The 17,035-nt window shown below is 66.0% G+C and carries 13 protein-coding genes and 2 pseudogenes; 4 read left to right on the top strand and 11 right to left on the bottom strand.

Translation table 11 applies throughout. The features are described from left to right. Window positions 1–434: 434 nt before the first annotated feature. On the bottom strand, window positions 435–2,540 hold the full coding sequence (locus QMZ25_RS04175; protein WP_283219179.1) for a phosphoglycerol transferase I: 2,106 nt from the start codon (window positions 2,538–2,540) through the stop codon (window positions 435–437). A 283-nt stretch (window positions 2,541–2,823) separates the two neighbouring features. Next, window positions 2,824–4,467, bottom strand: a complete 1,644-nt coding sequence (locus QMZ25_RS04180) for an AarF/UbiB family protein (RefSeq protein WP_227255316.1) — start codon at window positions 4,465–4,467, stop codon at window positions 2,824–2,826. A 210-nt stretch (window positions 4,468–4,677) separates the two neighbouring features. On the opposite strand from QMZ25_RS04180, the gene QMZ25_RS04185 reads away from it, so the two are divergent. Next, on the top strand, window positions 4,678–5,604 hold the full coding sequence (locus tag QMZ25_RS04185) for a DUF808 domain-containing protein (protein WP_111186575.1): 927 nt from the start codon (window positions 4,678–4,680) through the stop codon (window positions 5,602–5,604). Between the two features lie 52 nt (window positions 5,605–5,656). Here QMZ25_RS04185 and QMZ25_RS04190 read toward each other — a convergent pair whose 3' ends face one another. Beyond that, window positions 5,657–7,195: a GGDEF domain-containing protein gene (locus QMZ25_RS04190; protein WP_053519859.1), complete on the bottom strand. Its 1,539-nt coding sequence runs from the start codon at window positions 7,193–7,195 to the stop codon at window positions 5,657–5,659. 105 nt (window positions 7,196–7,300) lie between these two features. Between QMZ25_RS04190 and QMZ25_RS04195 the strand changes: the two genes are divergently transcribed. Both QMZ25_RS04195 and QMZ25_RS04200 read left to right on the top strand, forming a co-directional pair. Then, window positions 7,301–7,936: an NAD-dependent dehydratase gene (locus QMZ25_RS04195; RefSeq protein ID WP_283219180.1), complete on the top strand. Its 636-nt coding sequence runs from the start codon at window positions 7,301–7,303 to the stop codon at window positions 7,934–7,936. Continuing rightward, a pseudogene (locus QMZ25_RS04200) lies at window positions 7,936–8,120 on the top strand (HTH domain-containing protein); the annotation flags it as partial. The gene QMZ25_RS04195 and the pseudogene QMZ25_RS04200, both read left to right, overlap by 1 nt. 459 nt (window positions 8,121–8,579) lie before the next feature. Here QMZ25_RS04200 and QMZ25_RS04205 read toward each other — a convergent pair. From QMZ25_RS04205 to QMZ25_RS04215, 3 genes are all read right to left on the bottom strand, one after another. Further along, entirely contained in the window at window positions 8,580–9,347 is a 768-nt protein-coding gene (locus QMZ25_RS04205) for an SDR family oxidoreductase (RefSeq protein ID WP_283219181.1), read from the bottom strand. A 64-nt stretch (window positions 9,348–9,411) separates the two neighbouring features. Next, window positions 9,412–10,284, bottom strand: a complete 873-nt coding sequence (locus QMZ25_RS04210; protein ID WP_227255315.1) for an NADPH-dependent F420 reductase — start codon at window positions 10,282–10,284, stop codon at window positions 9,412–9,414. A gap of 92 nt (window positions 10,285–10,376) precedes the next feature. Continuing rightward, entirely contained in the window at window positions 10,377–11,309 is a 933-nt protein-coding gene (locus tag QMZ25_RS04215) for an NADPH-dependent F420 reductase (protein WP_283219182.1), read from the bottom strand. Window positions 11,310–11,426: 117 nt separating this feature from the next. Between QMZ25_RS04215 and QMZ25_RS04220 the strand changes: the two genes are divergently transcribed. Next, window positions 11,427–12,332, top strand: coding sequence for a LysR family transcriptional regulator (locus QMZ25_RS04220; RefSeq protein WP_227255314.1), 906 nt, complete (start codon window positions 11,427–11,429; stop codon window positions 12,330–12,332). Window positions 12,333–12,470: 138 nt separating this feature from the next. Here QMZ25_RS04220 and QMZ25_RS04225 read toward each other — a convergent pair. The 5 genes and pseudogenes from QMZ25_RS04225 to pdhA all read right to left on the bottom strand — a co-directional run. Next, window positions 12,471–12,743, bottom strand: a pseudogene (locus QMZ25_RS04225) (Arm DNA-binding domain-containing protein); the annotation flags it as partial. A 122-nt stretch (window positions 12,744–12,865) separates the two neighbouring features. Continuing rightward, on the bottom strand, window positions 12,866–14,251 hold the full coding sequence (locus QMZ25_RS04230; RefSeq protein WP_053519855.1) for a dihydrolipoamide acetyltransferase family protein: 1,386 nt from the start codon (window positions 14,249–14,251) through the stop codon (window positions 12,866–12,868). Continuing rightward, complete coding sequence (locus QMZ25_RS04235; RefSeq protein ID WP_053519854.1) at window positions 14,248–14,601, bottom strand: SH3 domain-containing protein; 354 nt, start codon at window positions 14,599–14,601, stop codon at window positions 14,248–14,250. The genes QMZ25_RS04230 and QMZ25_RS04235 overlap by 4 nt, the downstream gene beginning before the upstream one ends. A 1-nt stretch (window position 14,602) precedes the next feature. After that, entirely contained in the window at window positions 14,603–15,670 is a 1,068-nt protein-coding gene (locus QMZ25_RS04240; RefSeq protein ID WP_053519853.1) for an alpha-ketoacid dehydrogenase subunit beta, read from the bottom strand. Then, window positions 15,663–16,745 carry a pyruvate dehydrogenase (acetyl-transferring) E1 component subunit alpha gene (pdhA, locus tag QMZ25_RS04245; RefSeq protein ID WP_053519852.1) on the bottom strand — a complete coding sequence of 361 codons (1,083 nt, stop codon included), beginning with the start codon at window positions 16,743–16,745 and terminating at the stop codon, window positions 15,663–15,665. The genes QMZ25_RS04240 and pdhA overlap by 8 nt, the downstream gene beginning before the upstream one ends. Between the last annotated feature and the right edge of the window lie 290 nt (window positions 16,746–17,035).

Here is a 17,035-nt window from a genome sequence, read left to right on the forward strand (position 1 = left end):
GGGGGACGCTGCAAGTACGTCCATGTAAGCTCGGTCGCCGCATCCATGCGGCTCACGCCCCCGCAACCGGGCCCACCCCGCCTTCGACAGATTTCCGCGATCTGCTGGAATTGCTTTTGGGGTCAGATCCGTTTTCTTCCGCAGAAAACGGATCTGACCCTAGATTGATTTCGATATCTGGCAGAAGTGTCGACCAAGGTCGACACCTGCCTACGGCTGCCGGAAACCGTCAGAGGTGGGGCGGTGTGGGTTGGCAGGACCGTTGGCGCCATGGATGGCGCCATCGAGCCCCCATGGATGGGTTTACGGCGTGTCCTGCCAACCTACACCGCCCCGCCATCCCACGGAATGCACGCTGTTGCTGTTGCTGTTGCTGTTGCTGTTGCCTTTGCTCCAGCTTGCAGCAGGTGCAGGGCACAGCCCTGCAGAGAACCCTATCCCCGCGGTCGGCTGCGCGATGGCACCAGCGCGAAGGTATCCACGGCCAGCTTCTCGGCGTGATTCAACCAGGCGCGGATCTCCAGATCGTCCACTTCATGATCCAGTCCGAAGGACACATTGATCTTGCCGTCGGCATCAGGCTGGACCCACTGCTGGGCCAGCACCACCTTGCGCTGCGATGACACGGCCTCGATCCAGAAACCGCGATCCGGGCGCGTGCTTGCCACCAGCTGCAGCATGTACTGGCCGGCGCGGGTGCGGCGGCCCTTCTGGGTGATCATGTGGGCCTGGCGCACGCTCGGGCGCGGTCCCTGGAACGCATCCAGCGGCGCGTCCACCGCGATGCCACCACGCAGGTCGTCGTCGCGGTACAGCTTGATGCCGTTGTCGCGGTTCACCAGCAAGGCGCACCAGTCGCCGTCGGCCGACCCATCCTCGAATGCGGTGCAGCGATCCACATAGGCCAGGGTGTTGTCCGGATCGGCATCGTCGAACTGGCGGGACGTGTTCTCCAGATACACCGACTTCAGGCCCCAGTCCTTGTCGTACTCCAGCAGGACCGGCGGCTGCACGTGCTGCATGCCCACCACCACCTGGTCGTCGTTGTCGATCCTCAGTTCGCGGGTCGGCTCGCCCAGCCATAGCGACCGGGCGAATGCCAGGTACTGCGGGTAATCGCGGCCGCCATCGCGACGCGCCGCGACGCTGGCACTGGGGGCACGTGTTTCGTCCAGCAGCGAGCGGCCGAAGCCCATCGTGCGCAGGCCCGGATCGAGCAGGCCCAGCAGGGTGGCGCCGGAGTCCAGCGTCGAGCCGTTCTCCGCCGCCAGCTGGCGCGGCGCCACGCCATCACCGAGGAACAGCAGCAGGTTCTCGCGCTTCTGCCTGGCCAGCACGTGACTGAGATCGTTGGGCATCGCCAGATGGTCCGAGGCGATCACGATCAGCGTGTCCTTGCCGTACGGACTGGCCTGGATGCGCTGGACCAGCTGCGAGATCAGGCGGTCGGTGCATTTGAGCGCGTTGAGCAGGCCGATGTTGCCGTACTGGCTCTGGTAGCGTTCGCCCTTGCACGACACCGGCAGGTGGCCTGCGGGATGGTGCGTATCCATGGTCAGCGTGGTCAGCATGAACGGTGCGCCGGCGCGCGAGAGCTGCTCGAAGCGCTGGTAGGCGGTGTCCAGCAGCACGTCATCGTGTACGCCCCAAGCAGAGTAGTGAATGCGCCCGATCTTCTTCTGCTGCTTGAACCACGCCAGATCATGTACTTCGTCGAAGCCGTGGCTGGCCAGGAACTGGCCCTTGCCGGCGAACTGGCCGTTGGCGCCGCCCAGATAATGGTTGGTGTAGCCCTGCTGCTTCAGGTAGTCGCCCAGGCACACGGCCTTGGGCAGGAAGCTGCCCATCCGGTCCATGCTGTTCTCATCGCCCTGCGAGGTGGTCAGCGGCACGCCGCACATCGATGCCACCAGCCCGGCGATGGTCCAGCCACTGCCTTCGGCCGATGCCAGGCCGCGCACATCCAACGACCTGGCGGCCAGACGATTGAGATTGGGCATCAACCCGGGAAACACGTTCTCGTCCAGATAAGTGCGTTCAAGACTTTCGCCGTAGATCCAGACGATGTTGCGCGGCCGCTGCAACGGCTGGGTAGGCACCTGGTATTCCGGCGCGATGCGCGCGAAATCAACCGGTCGCAGCTGCTGGTAAAGACGCTGGCCGTCGCGCGCCAGCGGACTGACCATGAGCGTGACCACCCATGCGACGGCGAAGCCGGCGAACCAGGCCGCACCCCGTCCGGGCCGATGCCAGCGGCGGATCCGCGTGGCGAACAGCGGTAGCAGCGAAACCAGGGCCAGCACGATGAAGCCGGCGATGTAGCCCTTGAAGTCGGCGACGCCGGCACCCTCCATGTCCGCACCCAGGTGGTACAGCGTGGCGGCGTTGAGTCCGTCACCGGAGAGCTTGTCGATCAGCCACCACGTGCTGAGCGCCAGCAACAGCAGTGAGAACGAACCGGCCTTCCACCACATCCATTTGTCGGAAGCGAGGAACAGCCAGACCAGCAGCAACAACGACAGCAGAAGGATCCAGAGCATAGGCGGCTTCGGCAGTGAACGGGGTGGTGCGATGGACGTCGTACCGACGCGTGTCCATCCGACCGGCGCTGCCGCTAGCATGTGTGCATGACAGGCCGATGACCCGATAGTGCATGCACGAACCTGACTGAAATGTTTGTTGATCGACCGCGTGCGGTAACAGCGCGATCAAGTAAAACGAGCGTGAAAATGCGCGTTGGATTGCATTAAGAACCGCATGAATGCGGCACTTCAGAGACGGACGTATGCCGCAGGTGCACATGTCGCGCACCACGCACTCCGCTCATCGATGGCCGCGTTCCTCGCGTGCCCGCGCGCGCCGATCGAACAACAGCGCGCTGGTGACGATGCCCAGCCCCAACGCCACGCCGATCAGCATCAGCACCAGCGCGATCGCCGGGTAACCGAACACATGCCAGCCGGTATCGAGCTTCATCATCAGCGATGCGGCGAGAATCAGCGCTGCGCTGATGATGCCCGCCGCCACGCGGTTGGCGATCTTCTGCAGGTTCTCCATCAGCCGTGATTCCTCCAGCCCGGTCACCTTCATCTGCAGGCGGTTCTCGGCCAGCAGGGCCATGATGTCCGACAGCTTGCGCGGCCCATCGCGCAGCAGCTGCTGCAGCTCCATCGCCTCGCTGGCGAGGTTGGCGGCCGACAGCGACTTCTTCAGGCGCGCGCGCATCACATGCTGCAGCTGTCGCTCGACGATGCGGCGCGTGTCCAGTTCGGGCGCGAGCAGGCGGCAGACCGTCTCCAGGTTCAGCAGCGCCTTGCCCAGCAGGCTCAGTTCCGGCGGCGTACGCAATCCACAGGCCGTGGCGATGCGCACCATGTCCAGCACCACGCGTCCCTCGGAGAAGTTGCCGCTGGCGGCATAGCGCGCGATCAACTGGCCGGTCTCGCGCAGGTAACGCTCCTCGTCGAAGGCTTCCAGCCGGGTGCTGATGCTGATCAGATCGTCCGCCACTTCTTCGCCGCGGCCATCGACGGCGGCGAACAGGATCTTCAGCAGGCGCTCGCGCAGCCGCGGTGGCATGTGCGCGACCATGCCCAGATCGAAGATGGCGAGGCGACCATCGGGCATCACCCGCAGGTTGCCCGGATGGGGATCGGCGTGGATCTCGCCATGCACGAAGATCTGGTCCAGGTAGCCCCGGATCAGCGCGGCTGCCAACGGGTCCATCGACTGCTCGGTACGGCGTACGCCGGGTATCGCGTCCACGCGAACGCCGGTGGCCAGCTCCATGGTCAGCACGCGCTGGCTGCTGTAATCCCAGATCGGCTGCGGGACCCACAGGCGCCGGAAGGGCCGCAGATGGCGGCCGAAGCGGGCCAGGTTCTCGGCCTCGGCGTGGTAATCCAGCTCCTGCATCAGGGTCTTGGCGAACTCGTTGAGCCAGTCGCGCAGGCGGACCCGGCGGCCGACCTGGGTCAGGTGATCGGCGGCCAGAGCGAAGCTGCGCAACGCTTCCAGGTCCGAACGCAGCTGCGCGGCGACCTCCGGCTTCTGCACCTTCACCGCGACCTGCCGGCCGTCATGCATCACCGCACGATGGACCTGGGCGATCGAGGCGCAGCCCAGCGGCTCGGGGTCGAAGGCCGCGAACAGCTTGCTCACCGGTGCCCCCAGCTCCTGCTCGACGATGGCATGGATGCGTTCGACCGGAATCTCGGCCACCTTCTCCTGCATGCGCTCCAGTGCCGTGGCGAACTCCACCGGCACCATGTCTGGACGTGTGGACAGCATCTGGCCCAGCTTGACGAACGTCGGCCCCAGCGCTTCCAGGTCACTGACGAACTGCTCGGGATTGCCGTCGGCCGGCACCTCGGCCTGGCTGCCGGCTGCGTCCAGGTTCATGCCGGAGAACACCCCCGAATGACGGTAGCGCATCAGCAGGCGCAGGATCTGGCTGCGTCGGCTCATGCCTTTTACCAGCGGTGGATTGCCAGTGGCGGTGGGCGGATTGTTCAAACGGCACTCCTTGTGGACAACGACCGGTAGTGCCGGGCCATGCCCGGCGGAACGGGATCACCTCGCCAGTCTGGCCGGGGCCGGGTAGGCACGCGGTGAATCCACTTCCTCCCGGGCCGTTGGATCGGTCAGAATCCGTCCATCCTCCCTCCTGGAACCCCCATGGCCGGTGCCAGCCTGTTTGCCCTGCTCGACGATATCGCGACGCTGCTCGATGACGTCTCGATCCTGACCAAGGTGGCCGCGAAGAAGACGGCCGGTGTGCTTGGCGACGACCTGGCGCTGAACGCGCAGCAGGTAACCGGTGTTTCTGCCAACCGTGAACTGCCTGTGGTCTGGGCGGTGGCCAAAGGCTCGCTGCTCAACAAGGTGATCCTGGTTCCGGCCGCGCTGGCGATCAGCGCCCTGGAAGCCTGGCTGCATGGTCGTGGCTGGAACGTGCCGCTGATCGTGCCCTTGATGATGATCGGTGGCGCATTCCTTTGCTTCGAGGGCGTGGAAAAGCTGGCGCACCGTTTCCTGCATTCGGCGGACGAGGACGCCGAGCACCAGGCCGAGCGGCGCAAGGCACTGGCCGATGCGCAGGTGGACATGGTGGCGTGGGAGAAGGACAAGGTGAAAGGTGCGATCCGTACCGACTTCATCCTCTCTGCCGAGATCATCGTCCTGACACTGGGCGTGGTTGCCGCCGCCTCGTTCTCCCAGCAGGTGCTCACCCTGGTGGTGGTCGCATTGGCGATGACGGTGTTCGTCTACGGACTGGTTGCCGGCATCGTCAAGCTGGACGACGCGGGCCTGTACCTCTCGCGCAAGGGCGGAGCGGTCGCAGCGTTCGGACGCGGCCTGGTCGCATCGGCGCCGTGGTTGATGAAGTTCCTGTCGATCGCCGGCACCGTGGCCATGTTTCTGGTCGGCGGCGGCATTCTGGTGCACAACGTGCCGGCGCTGCACCACGCGGTGCAGGCGCTCGGTGGCCAGGGCCAGTGGGGCTGGCTGATCGGCGCGGTTGCCAACATGGTGGTGGGTATCGTCGCTGGCGCCATCGTGCTGGCGGCGGTGACCGGCATCCAGAAGCTGCGCGGGAAGTAGCCGTGTCGCCGGACGGGCGGCGGTAGCGCCGGGCCATGCCCGGCGGAGCGCTTCAGCCCGCCTGCACGCGGTTCTTGCCCTGCCGCTTGGCCGCGTACAGCGCCTCGTCGGCCCGTCGCAGCAGCGCCTCGCTGTCATCGCCGGGCTGCCATTGCGCCAGTCCGGCACTGAAATGCACCGGCACGCGCCGGTCCTGCACGGTCAGTACCCGATGCGCCAGTGAGCGCTGCAGGCGCTGCACGGTGGCCATGCTGTCCGCACCGGGGGTCTCCGGCAGCACCAGCACGAACTCGTCGCCGCCCAGCCGCGCGATGCCATCGGTGGCGCGCAGCAGCAGCCTGCACACCGCCACCATGTGCTGCAGCAGCGCGTCACCGCCGGCGTGACCATGCGCGTTGTTGGTCTGGTGGAAGTCATCCAGATCGATCACCGCCACGCCCAGCGGCGTGTTGTTGCGTTCGGCGCGCGCCAGCTCGCGCTGCAGCAGTTCGTCCAGGCCCCGGCGGTTCAGTGCCTGGGTCAGCGGATCGATGCGCGCGAGGTCGCCGGCCATGCGCAGTTCCTGTTCCAGCTCGGCGATGCGTTGTTCAGCGCGCTCCACGTCCAGCCGTGCGGCAGCCAGGTGGTCGCGTGCCTGCGCGGCCTGCTGCTGCACTTTGCCGGTATCGCGCATCACCTCCTGCAGCAGCTGGTTCAGATCGGCGATGCTGCGCGCCTCGCGCAGCTGCAGTGCGTAGCTGCCGATACGGTCATGGTATTCACCGGTGCTGGTGGCCATGCCATCCATGCGTTCGATGAAATCCCCCATCAGTCCGCGCATCGCCGCCTTGGAGTCGTCGATGCCCTGGCGCAGCAGGCCCTGCCGGTAGATCACCTCGCGCAGCTCGGCACGCGTTCGTTCAACGGCCTCGGCCTGCAGCGGGCCGGACAGCAGTTGCCGCACCGCCGCGATCTGGCCCTGCAGCCAGCTGCGATCGTCCAGCAGTTCGCTCACATTCTCCAGCAGCAGTGCGAACAGCTCCAGCAGCAGCGCCTGCTGTTCCTGCCAGCTGCCGGCACGCACGCCGATCTGATGGCCGAGCTCGCGCACACCCTGCTCGATCGGCTCCAGGGCGCTGCCCGGCTGCCAGTGGCGCAGGCGAAGGGACAGCGCCTGCGCCTGCTCGCGCAGGTCCGGGTCGTGCTGCAGCAGCGCCACTACCGCGCCGCCCAGCAGCAGGCGCAGCTGTTCGGACAGGCGCAGGCTGTCGGGCTGCCCATCCGGTGAATGCTGGTCGATGGTGCGGATGTACTTGTCGATCAGTTGCCGCATCGCCCGCCCGTAGCGTGGCCAGTCGGCGCTGGCCTGCGCGGACTGCAGGCGATCACCCATGTCGCCCAGTTCGCCCGGCAGCGTCGCCATGCCATTGGCGAACGCGGCCAGCAGCGGCTCCGGCGCATCGGCACCAGCAAAGAGCCGTTGCAGGCTTGCGCTGCTGCCGCCCTGCAGGACCACGCGCTCGCCCTCACCTGCGTCGGCCACCGCGCGCACGCGTGCCGGCGGACCGAGGGCGGTGCCGGGGGCGGGGCGCGGGTCGGGGTGGTCCGTCATGGAGCGAATCCTGGGGCTGGCAGGGTCTGGTTCCAGCATATCGGCGCGGCTGCCGATGGCTTGAACGGCTAGGATGGGCGACAGGATGCCGCACGGGAGGTGGTAATGCGCGTGATGTTGCTGGGGGCGACCGGCCTGGTCGGCGGGCTGACACTGCCCGGGCTGCTGGACGACCCGCGCTGCAGCGCCGTGATCGCGCCCACCCGGCGTCCGCTGGCGTTGACCCATGGGAAGCTGGAGAACCCGGTGCTGGCCTTTGACGCGCTGCCGGCCTCGCCTGAGTGGGCGCGCGTGGACGCGGTCATCTGCGCGCTGGGCAGCACCATCGCCCAGGCCGGCAGCCGCGAGGCCTTCCACCGCATCGACCATGACTATCCGCTGGCGTTCGCCCGCCTCGCACAGGCACAGGGCGCGAAGACCTATGTATTGAATTCCGCCGCCGGTGCCAACCCGCAGTCGTCGATCTTCTATAGCCGGGTGAAGGGTGAGCTGGAGCGTGACCTGCGCGCGCTGGGGTTTGCTTCGCTGACCCTGGTGCGGCCTGGACTGATCGGCGGCGAGCGCACCGAGGTCCGTCGTGGCGAGCGTTTCGCGCTGGCGGTGCTCGGTGCCCTGGGGCCGGCACTGCCGCGGGCATGGCGGATCAATCCAGCGGCCGAGATCGCCAAGGCACTGACCGGAGCCGCGCTGGCCCCGCAACCCGGTGAGCACGTGGTGACATCAAGCGCACTGGTCGGCTGATGTCGCGTGCGCTGCGCCTGACCCAGCTGCTGCAGCTGCTGCGCCGCCATCGACGGCCGGTGGCCGGGCAGGTGCTGGCCGATGCGCTGGGTATCGGTCTGCGCATGTTGTATCGCGCAAAGGGACGCGCGCAGGGCTCTGACCCGCATAGCGAAGTGGTGTCGGCTACCTGCTGGCGCCTGGCCGTCCCAATTGATTTGCCACCCAGCGACTTTCAGCCATACCCGTTTCGATGTCATCGATCCGGCCATCACGTTCCCGGGGATAGTAGTTGACGGCATCGACGACGACGGTGTCGGGGCCGATCCCGTCGAAGAGATCCTTAGGCAGTTCGGCGATCTTCCACACGGTATGGCGACGAAAACGATCTCGCCGTTACGGGCTGCCTCGGAGACGGTGACCGCCGTGGCGCCGGTTTCGGCGGCAAGCTCGGCAAGCGAATCCGGGCCGCGCGAGTTGGCGACGGACACCTTGTGGCCCAGTTTCGACAGCCGGCGCGTCAGCGAGCCTCCGATCTCCCCGGCTCCTATGATTCCGATATCCATGAGCGAACTCGCATTTCGCTGGTCGGTTTTGACGGAGGTCAGTTTGACTTGCCCGCGACAAGCGCCGGCAGCGTCACGCCTTATCCGCCCAGGCGGAATCAGAGCTTGTAGCCGCCGCTCGCCTCGATCACCTGGGCAGTCACCCAACGACCTTCATCGGAGGCAAGGAAGGCCACGACTGCGGCGATGTCCGAGGTTTCGCCAAAGCGTCCCAGCGCGGTATCGGCTTCGATGGCCTTCACCATGTCGGCGTTTTCGCGGACAGTGGCGTTCATGTCTGTTCGCGTCCAACCCGGCGCCACGGCGTTCACCGTGATTCCGCGCGGCCCCAGTTCCATCGCCAGCGCATGGGTCAGGTTGCTGATGGCCGCCTTGGCCATGGAGTAGATGGGGACGGCCGGCAATGGGCGCGTGGCCAGTCCGGAGGACATATTGATGATCCGACCACCATCGGAGAGACGGCTCAGCGCGGATTGAACGACGAAGAACGGTGCGCGGGCGTGAACCGCGAACATCGTGTTCCAGGCGTCCGGCGTCGCATCGGCAAGACCGCCCCAGCCTGGGTTGCCGGCGTTGTTGACCAGAATGTCGAGCGCCTTGCTGCCCTTCCTTGCAGTGAACTCGTGGTCGAGCGCATCGAACAGTGCCGGGATCGCCGCGGCATCAACCAGGTCGGCGTGAAGTGCGAAGGCGTTGCCGCCCGCTTTCTCGATGGTCGCAACCACTTCTTCCGCGCCTGCGCTGCTTGTGTTGTAGGTGATGGCAACGGTCGCACCGTTGGCCGCAAGCCGCTCGGCAATCGCGCGACCGATGCCGCGCGATCCGCCAGTGACGAGTGCGGTTTTGCCATTGAGGGACTGGGACATGAGATTCTCCTGGGTAAAGCAAAGTGTGATTTCAGTGGCCTGGCGGATCGGATTGCGAGGTGGCTCAGGTGATCCGTTCGCGTGCGATCGGGCCGGGGTTTGCCTCGATGACCGACAGCGCCAGCCGGACAAGACCCTCCGCGTCCCCGGCATATTCATGCTCGGCAATGTGGTGCAGCAGGACGCCGGCCTGCTCCAGTTGCCGGGCGCCTTTGAGGCGGCCGGCGTTGATGGGTTTGAAACCGGCATCAGCGATCAGACCGCGCGTCACCTGCCCGGCCGAAGCGTCGTCGCTGACATAGAAGACGTTGGGCTGCACCGGCGACTTCGACCACGCTGCGGCCTCGAGCAGTGGCGATCCCAGCAGATTGAACGCCTTGACGATACGAGCCTTCGGCAAGCGTTGTTGCAGAACCTCGGAGGTCGAGTTGTCGCGCATGAAGTCCAGCTCGTGGAAATGCTGGAACTCAGCGGTGACGCCGAGCGGATTCATGGTGTCGATGACGGTCTTGCCATCGAGCGCGTCGCCCACTTCGCTGACGATCGCGTCGACCCGCGGCCAGTAGACGGAGAACAGAACGGCCTCGCCGAACTCGGCGGCCTCCCGGATCGTGCCGAGCCGGGCCTGATCGCCCAGTTCTGCCAGCAGCGGTGCGATCTTGCGATCCTCGCCGTCCTTCGCAATGACGAGGTCATGACCTGCGGTTGCCCAGGCTCGCGCTAGGCGACTGCCGACATTGCCAGCATTCAAGATTCCTATCTTCATCTGCTTTCGAGCTTCCCGGTAGCGCGTTGAAAGCACTACTCTAGGGATGATTGAAAAATAGATAAATGGCAGACAAAACGACAGACAGTTGTCTTTATGCGCATCAATAAACGATTGGAACGAGGCCACACGAGTGGCAATCATCGGCACGGCGAGAGGCGCCAGTTGCATGGTTCCACTTGTCTGTCGGGCCAGGCGCACCGTATCGGCCAGAGGCTGTGAACGGTCATCGGGCGCCCGCAAGGGCGCCCGATGTAGAGGCTTTACTTCTTGACGGTCGCGGCGCTTGCCTGGGCCATGAAGAGGTCGACGTGGACCTGCGGCATGCCCTCGAACGTGCCGCCGATCGGTGACGGGCGCTTTGCCTCGTTGATCAAGCGCTGAGCATCTTCGCGCGACACGGGCGTGCCGGGCTGCGTGTAGGCGCGCTCGGCTTCTTCGCCCGTCGCTTTCAGATCTACCGTCGGAGCATAGCGCCAGAAGTAGATGGGCGTGCTCGGTTCAATGCGCCAGCTGTCTGCGAGCGAGCCCGCATCGATGGTATCGAAGCCGATGTTGTCGAAGAACTCGGTCACCGCCTGCTTCGCTCCGGCGTCGTCACCTGCGATCGGCAGCGTCGTGCGGCTCGCCGATCCCTTCGGCGTCGCGTTGGCCTTCATGTGGAGCCAGCTGAGGTTGTGAAGGCCCTTGACGACCTTTGCTCCCGGCAAACGCCGCTGGATCAGCCCACTCGAGGTCAGCTCCCCCTTGTCGAGAACGTCGTTGTTGCCGAACGCGGGATAGTAGTTCGTCTGGTCGAGTACGACTTTGCCCGCGAACTTGCCGACGGGCAGCTGCTCGGAGGCGGCGATCGGGATCGAGAGCGTGACGATGTCACCCGCCGCGATGGCCTCCTCGGTGGTGCCGGCGCTCGCCAGCGGACCAAGTTCCTCGATCAGCTCCTTGAGGGTGTCCGCGCCGCGGGAGTTGCTGATCACCACCTTGTAGCCCGCTGCGATCGCGAGGCGCGCAACGGCCTTTCCGACGAGGCCGGAGCCAATGATTCCGATTGTTTGAGTCATCTTCGCATTCCTTCTATGGGAGAACGGCGGGAATCCGCCGACAGGTTTCATGGGACGCACGCCTGAGCGCGCCGCGATGCAAGCAAGTCGTTCGAACGTCAGGGCGGTGAGCGTCTCGATCGCCGTGACGCTCACAACCGCAGCGAGTCAGTGCCGCCGCTGATTTCATTGAGTGCGACGTGTTGCATGAATCGGACTATGGACTTACGCTTTTGATTGATAAATATATGGATAAGTCAAATACTGTTGTCCATGAATACATCAATCGATCTGCCCGAGATGCGCGTCTTCGTGGCGGTTGTGACCGACGGCTCTTTCACGACGGCTGCGGATCGGCTGGGCACCGACAAGGCGCGTATCAGCCGCATCGTCAGTCGCATGGAGAAGAAGCTCGGCGCACAGCTCCTCACCCGCTCGACACGGCGCCTCAGCGTGACCGAGGTCGGGCGCGATTACTTCGAGCGCGCCATGTGCATCCTGACCGCCGCCGAAGCAGCGGAGGCGGCGGTAGCGCAGCAGTCCAGGGAGCCCAAAGGACTGCTCAAGCTCACGGCTGGATCCGAGTTCGGAACGATGATCGTGGACGGATGGATCGCAGCGTTTCTGCGAACGGCCCCGAAAGTGACGGTGGAAGCGGAATACACGAACCGTCTGGTCGATATCATCCATGAAGGCTTCGACGTCGCCATCCGTGTTGGCGCGCTTGAGGATTCGGGGCTCTCGGCGCGCAAACTCGGCGAGGTGTCTTACGGGCTGTATGCGGCCCCTGGCTATCTGAAGCGCGGGCCGGTGCTTTCCGCCGTCGGCGACCTGAAGCGCCACAACCTGATCATGAAGACGACGCGGGGGCGCTCCAATTGGGCCCTGGTAAATGGTGAGAACACCGAGAAGGTCACGGCATCCCCGCGCTGTGCAGTCAACAGCACGATCGCCGCGAAGAACCTCGCGCTTGCAGGACTCGGGATCACGCACTTGCCGCGTTTCATGGCTGAACCCTATGTGGCAGCTGGCACGCTGTCTTGCGTGCTTCCCGGCTGGGCAGAGGTTCCGGCGCCTGTCCACGCCGTATTCGCGTCGAGCCGCTATATGGATCCCAAAGTGCGTAGCTTCGTGGATCTCTGCCTAAGTGCGTTCAAGGAGGGTGGCGGCGCACAGTGAGTGGCAGATCAGATGGCTGGCCCGCATTGCCGCCCACGCTCTCACGATACGCCACCGCGACCGTCGGTGACGGGCCGATGCGTCAGTCCGGTGTCGGCGGCAATGTCATTGGCGGCTTGCGCCAGTTCCCGATTGCGGAGTCGGTGCCTTGCGGGCGGCGTTCTTGGCTGCGCTCGAATCGCTTCCCCAGCGAACCTCTGCTAACCACTCCTGCGCCAAGGCACGGGCCTGTTCGACGGTCAGTTCCCAGTATCAGGGCAGGGCGGGTTTTGCGCCGCTCGTCGGCGTTCGAGCGGTACTGAAACATGAACACCCGGCGGCCTGTCGGGTAATCTTGCGAAGAAGGCCGGGTACCACGGTGTGCCGGAGTTGGACGGTCAGCGCCTGGAGCTTCGCCGCATCACTGCGGATTTGGAGCCTTGGCGTAGTCCAGCGAAGTGCTGAGCTGGGGGCATCGTGAAACAAAAAAAGCGCCGGGCAGTGCCCGGCGCTTCGTCCAATGATGTGCCAACCAACAGTTGGCACCCATCCCATCAGCTGGCCAGGGCCAGGTCGTCCATCATCGCGCGCAGGAAGCGGGCAGCTTCGCCGCCGGTGGCTGCGCGGTGGTCGAAGGTGACCGACAGCGGGATGACCTTGTGCGCTTCCACGCCGCCCATCACCGGGGTCATCTGATGGCGGGCACGGCCGGCACCGACGATGGCCACGCACGGCGGCACCACGACCGGGGTCGCGTAGCGGCCGGCGAACATGCCGAAGTTGGACAGCGAGATGGTGTAGCCACTCAGTTCCGAGGCCGCGATCGAGCGCGCTTCCACCTGCTCGCGCAGGCGGTTCACGCCTTCGCGGATGCCACGGGCGTCCAGCATGTCGGCGTTGCGCAGGGCCGGCACGAACAGGCCGTCATCGGTGTCCACGGCGATGCCGATGTCCACCTGCGCGTGCAGGGTGCGGGTCAGCGCTTCGCCATCGAACCAGGCGTTCATCGCCGGCACCTTCTGCGCGGCAACCACGATGGCACGCACCAGGCGGGCGGTGACGTCGTTGCCGGGCAGCCAGGCATGGATGTCGGCGTCGTCGTTGAGCGTGGTCGGTACGACCTTGCTGTGCGCATCGGCCATCACCCGCGCCATGTTGCGGCGCACGCCCTTCAGCGGTTCCGGCTGGCCCTTGGCGACCACGCCCGGCGGTTGCGTGCGCATCGGCTTGCCCGCCGCAGACAAGGGGGTGCGGGTTTCGTTCTGTACCGGCGCAGACACCTGCGCCGGGGCCGGCGCGGCATAGGCCGCAGCGGCAGCCGGGGCCGGCGCGGCGCCGAGCTTGGCGGTGCCGTTGGCGGCGGCCTGCTTGACGTCGGCCATGGTCACCGCGCCATCGCTGCCGGTGGCGCGCACGCGGCTCAGGTCGACGCCCAGCTTGCGGGCCATCGCACGCACCGCCGGCACGGCCTTGACGCCACCGACGGCCAGCGCCTGTTCGGTGTGCACGGCATTGGAGCTCTGCATCGCGCCGACCACCGTGCCGGCGTCATCGCGCTCGGCCTTGGCGTCCTCGGCGGCGGCCGGTGCCGGAGTCGGCAGCGGCGGCGGGGTCGGTGCTGCGGCCGCAGCCGGTGCCGGCGCATGGCCGTGGCTGTGGCCGGTGTCCTGGCCATCGGCACGCTGCGGCAGGTTCGGGTCGATCTCGAAGCTGGCCAGCACCGAGCCGGTCGGAATGATGTCGCCGGCCGCACCGGACAGCTTCAGCACCTTGCCGGAGACCGGCGACGGCACTTCCACCACGGCCTTGGCGGTCTCCATCGACACCAGTGGCTCGTCCAGCTTGATCACATCGCCTTCCTTCACGAACCACTCGACGATGGTCGCGTCCGGCAGGCCTTCGCCCAGGTCGGGCAGGTTGAAATTCTTGGTCTGGCTCATTTGCAGTTCTCTTCCAGCAGTTCCAGTTCGCGGGCCGGCAGCCAGCCCGTCGCACCATTGGCGCGCTCGGACCACCACCATCCGCCGTGTTCGTGATGCAGCTTGACCATCTCGCCGCTTTCCACATCCAGCTCGCGGGCGTCGTAATCGCGCAGGGCTTCGGCGCGACCGTCGTCCAGCAGTTGCAGCCAGGCGACGGGCGCCCAGCCGGCGCGTCCATCGCTCGTGCGTACCCAGGCAAACGCCGGCCATTCCTCGTCACGTACGCCTACTTCGACGATCTGGCCGGTGCGGAACCGGAGCGGGTTGGGATACTGGCTGCGGTAAGCCCCAAGGAGGCGGGCCCGCATGTCAGCCTGCCGCCACCGCGCGCTTGGCCGCGGTCACGATCCGGTCCACGCTCGGCAGGTACTTCATCTCCAGGCGGAACAGCGGAATGTGGGTGTCGTAGCCGGTAACGCGCTCGACCGGGGCCAGCAGGTCGTACATCGATTCCTCGGCCAGACGCGCGGCGATTTCCGCACCGAAGCCCGCGGTCTTCGGGGCCTCCTGCACGATCACGCAGCGGCCGGTCTTGGACACCGACTCGGCGATGGTGGCGAAGTCCAGCGGACGCAGCGTGGCCACGTCGATGACTTCGGCACTGATGCCCTCGCCAGCCAGCTTGTCGGCCGCTTCCAGCGCTTCCTTCACCTGCGCACCCCAGGCGACCAGGGTCACGTCGGTGCCGTCGCGCAGCACGAAGCACACGTCCAGCGGCAGGGCTTCGCCGTCGTTGACGACCACTTCCTTGTACTGGCGGTAGATGCGCTTGGGCTCCATGTAGATCACCGGATCGGGATCGCGCATGGCGGCCAGCAGCAGGCCATAGGCGCGCTGCGGGCTGGACGGCAGCACCACGCGCAGGCCCGGCACGTTGGTGAAGATCGATTCGTTGGCTTCGCTGTGGTGTTCCGGCGCACGGATGCCACCGCCCCACGGCACGCGCAGCACCATCGGGCAGTGCAGGCGGCCACGGGTACGGGTGCGCAGGCGCGCGGCGTGGCAGATGATGTGGTCGACCATCGGGTAGACGAAGCCATCGAACTGGGCTTCGGCCACCGGCTTCATGCCCTGCGCGGCCAGGCCGACGGTGAGGCCGGCGATGGTCGTTTCATCCAGCGGGGTGTCGAGGATGCGCTGCGCACCGAAGCGCTGCTGCAGGCCGGCGGTGGCGCGGAACACGCCGCCGTTGACGCCCACGTCCTCGCCCAGCACCAGCACCGACGGGTCGTGTTCCAGCTCCCAGGCCAGCGCCTGGGTGATGGCTTCGATCAGGGTGATGGGGGTAGCGGTCATTGCGATGTCTCCACCGGCGACAGCAGCGCTGTCGGCGGCATTGGCCTGGGAAGCGGAAGCGCCCGTCTTGATGTCATCCATGGCGCTGCTCCAGGGCAATGGCGGCCGCGCGCTGGGCCAGAAGATCCGGCGGCGGATCGGCATACAGGTAGTCGAACATCGCCTCGACCGGCTGCACCGGGGTATTGAGGTACTGGTTCACTTCCTCGTCGACCCTGGCGCCGCACTGCTCCACCCAGGCCTTTTCTTCATCCTCGCTCCACACGCCCTGGGCGGTGAGGTACTTGCGCAGGCGCAGCATCGGCTCACGGGTCCAGGCATCCTTCACTTCGGCGTCGTCGCGGTAGCGGCGCGCGTCGTCGGCGGTGGTGTGGTCGGACAGGCGGTAGGTCATCAGTTCCAGCACGGTGCCGCCTTCGCCGGCGAGGCCGCGCTCGCGCGCCTGTTCCATCGCCGCCAGCACCGCGATCAGATCGTTGCCGTCCACCTGCAGGCAGTGCAGGCCGCCAGCCAGGCCCTTCTGTGCCAGCGTTTCGGCGCCGGTCTGCGCCGAGCGCGGCACCGAGATGGCCCAGCCGTTGTTGACGATGCACAGGATCAGCGGCAGCTTGTAGGCACCGGCAGAGTTCAGTGCGGCATAGAAGTCGGTCTTCGAGCTGCCGCCATCGCCACACACCGCCACCGCGACCTGCTGCTCGTTGTTGAGCTTGAACTTCAGCGCGGCGCCCGCAGCGTGCAGGCACTGCGTGGAAATCGGCACGCAGAACGGGAAGTCCTTCACCGCATTGCCGGTGAAGTCGTTGCCGCGCTCGTCGCCGCCCCAGTACATCAGCACGTCGTACGGGCGCACGCCACGCATGAACATCGCGCCGTACTCGCGGTAGCTCGGGCCGAGCACGTCGCCTTCGCGCATGCCGGCGCCGATGCCCACGTGCGCCGCCTCGTGACCCAGGCAGGCGGCATAGGTACCCAGCTTGCCGGTGCGCTGCAGGGCGATGGATTTGCTGTCGAACGTGCGTACGTACAGCATCTGCTTGAACAGCGGCACCAGGACGCGCGGATCCTTCAGGGATTCGGGCAGGTCGTCGCGGACGAGCGTGCCGTCCGCATCCAGATACTGCAGGTATTCGATCTTGAATTCAGCGGCAACCGTCATCGCGTACTGCACCTTCGACAGAGAAGTTACAAATGATATGAATCGCCATGTTAAGGAACGCGTACGAAATAGCCTTCCTGCGGCGCAACACGGCGATTCCCCGTTGTACCCCTGCCGGCGGGTGGAGGGCCAATAACAACAACGTATTCAGTCGTTGCTGCATAGCATCAGAATACGCCTCCGGCTGACTGCCGGTGCAACGTCGCAAACGGTTCCACGCGCGGGCGCGCCATCGCCGGGTGATCCACGGCCCACCGCACGGCCCGGTATGGATCCTCCGGCTGCCAGCG

The organism is Stenotrophomonas sp. RS-48 (assembly GCF_030053245.1).
Lineage (GTDB): Bacteria > Pseudomonadota > Gammaproteobacteria > Xanthomonadales > Xanthomonadaceae > Stenotrophomonas > Stenotrophomonas maltophilia_P.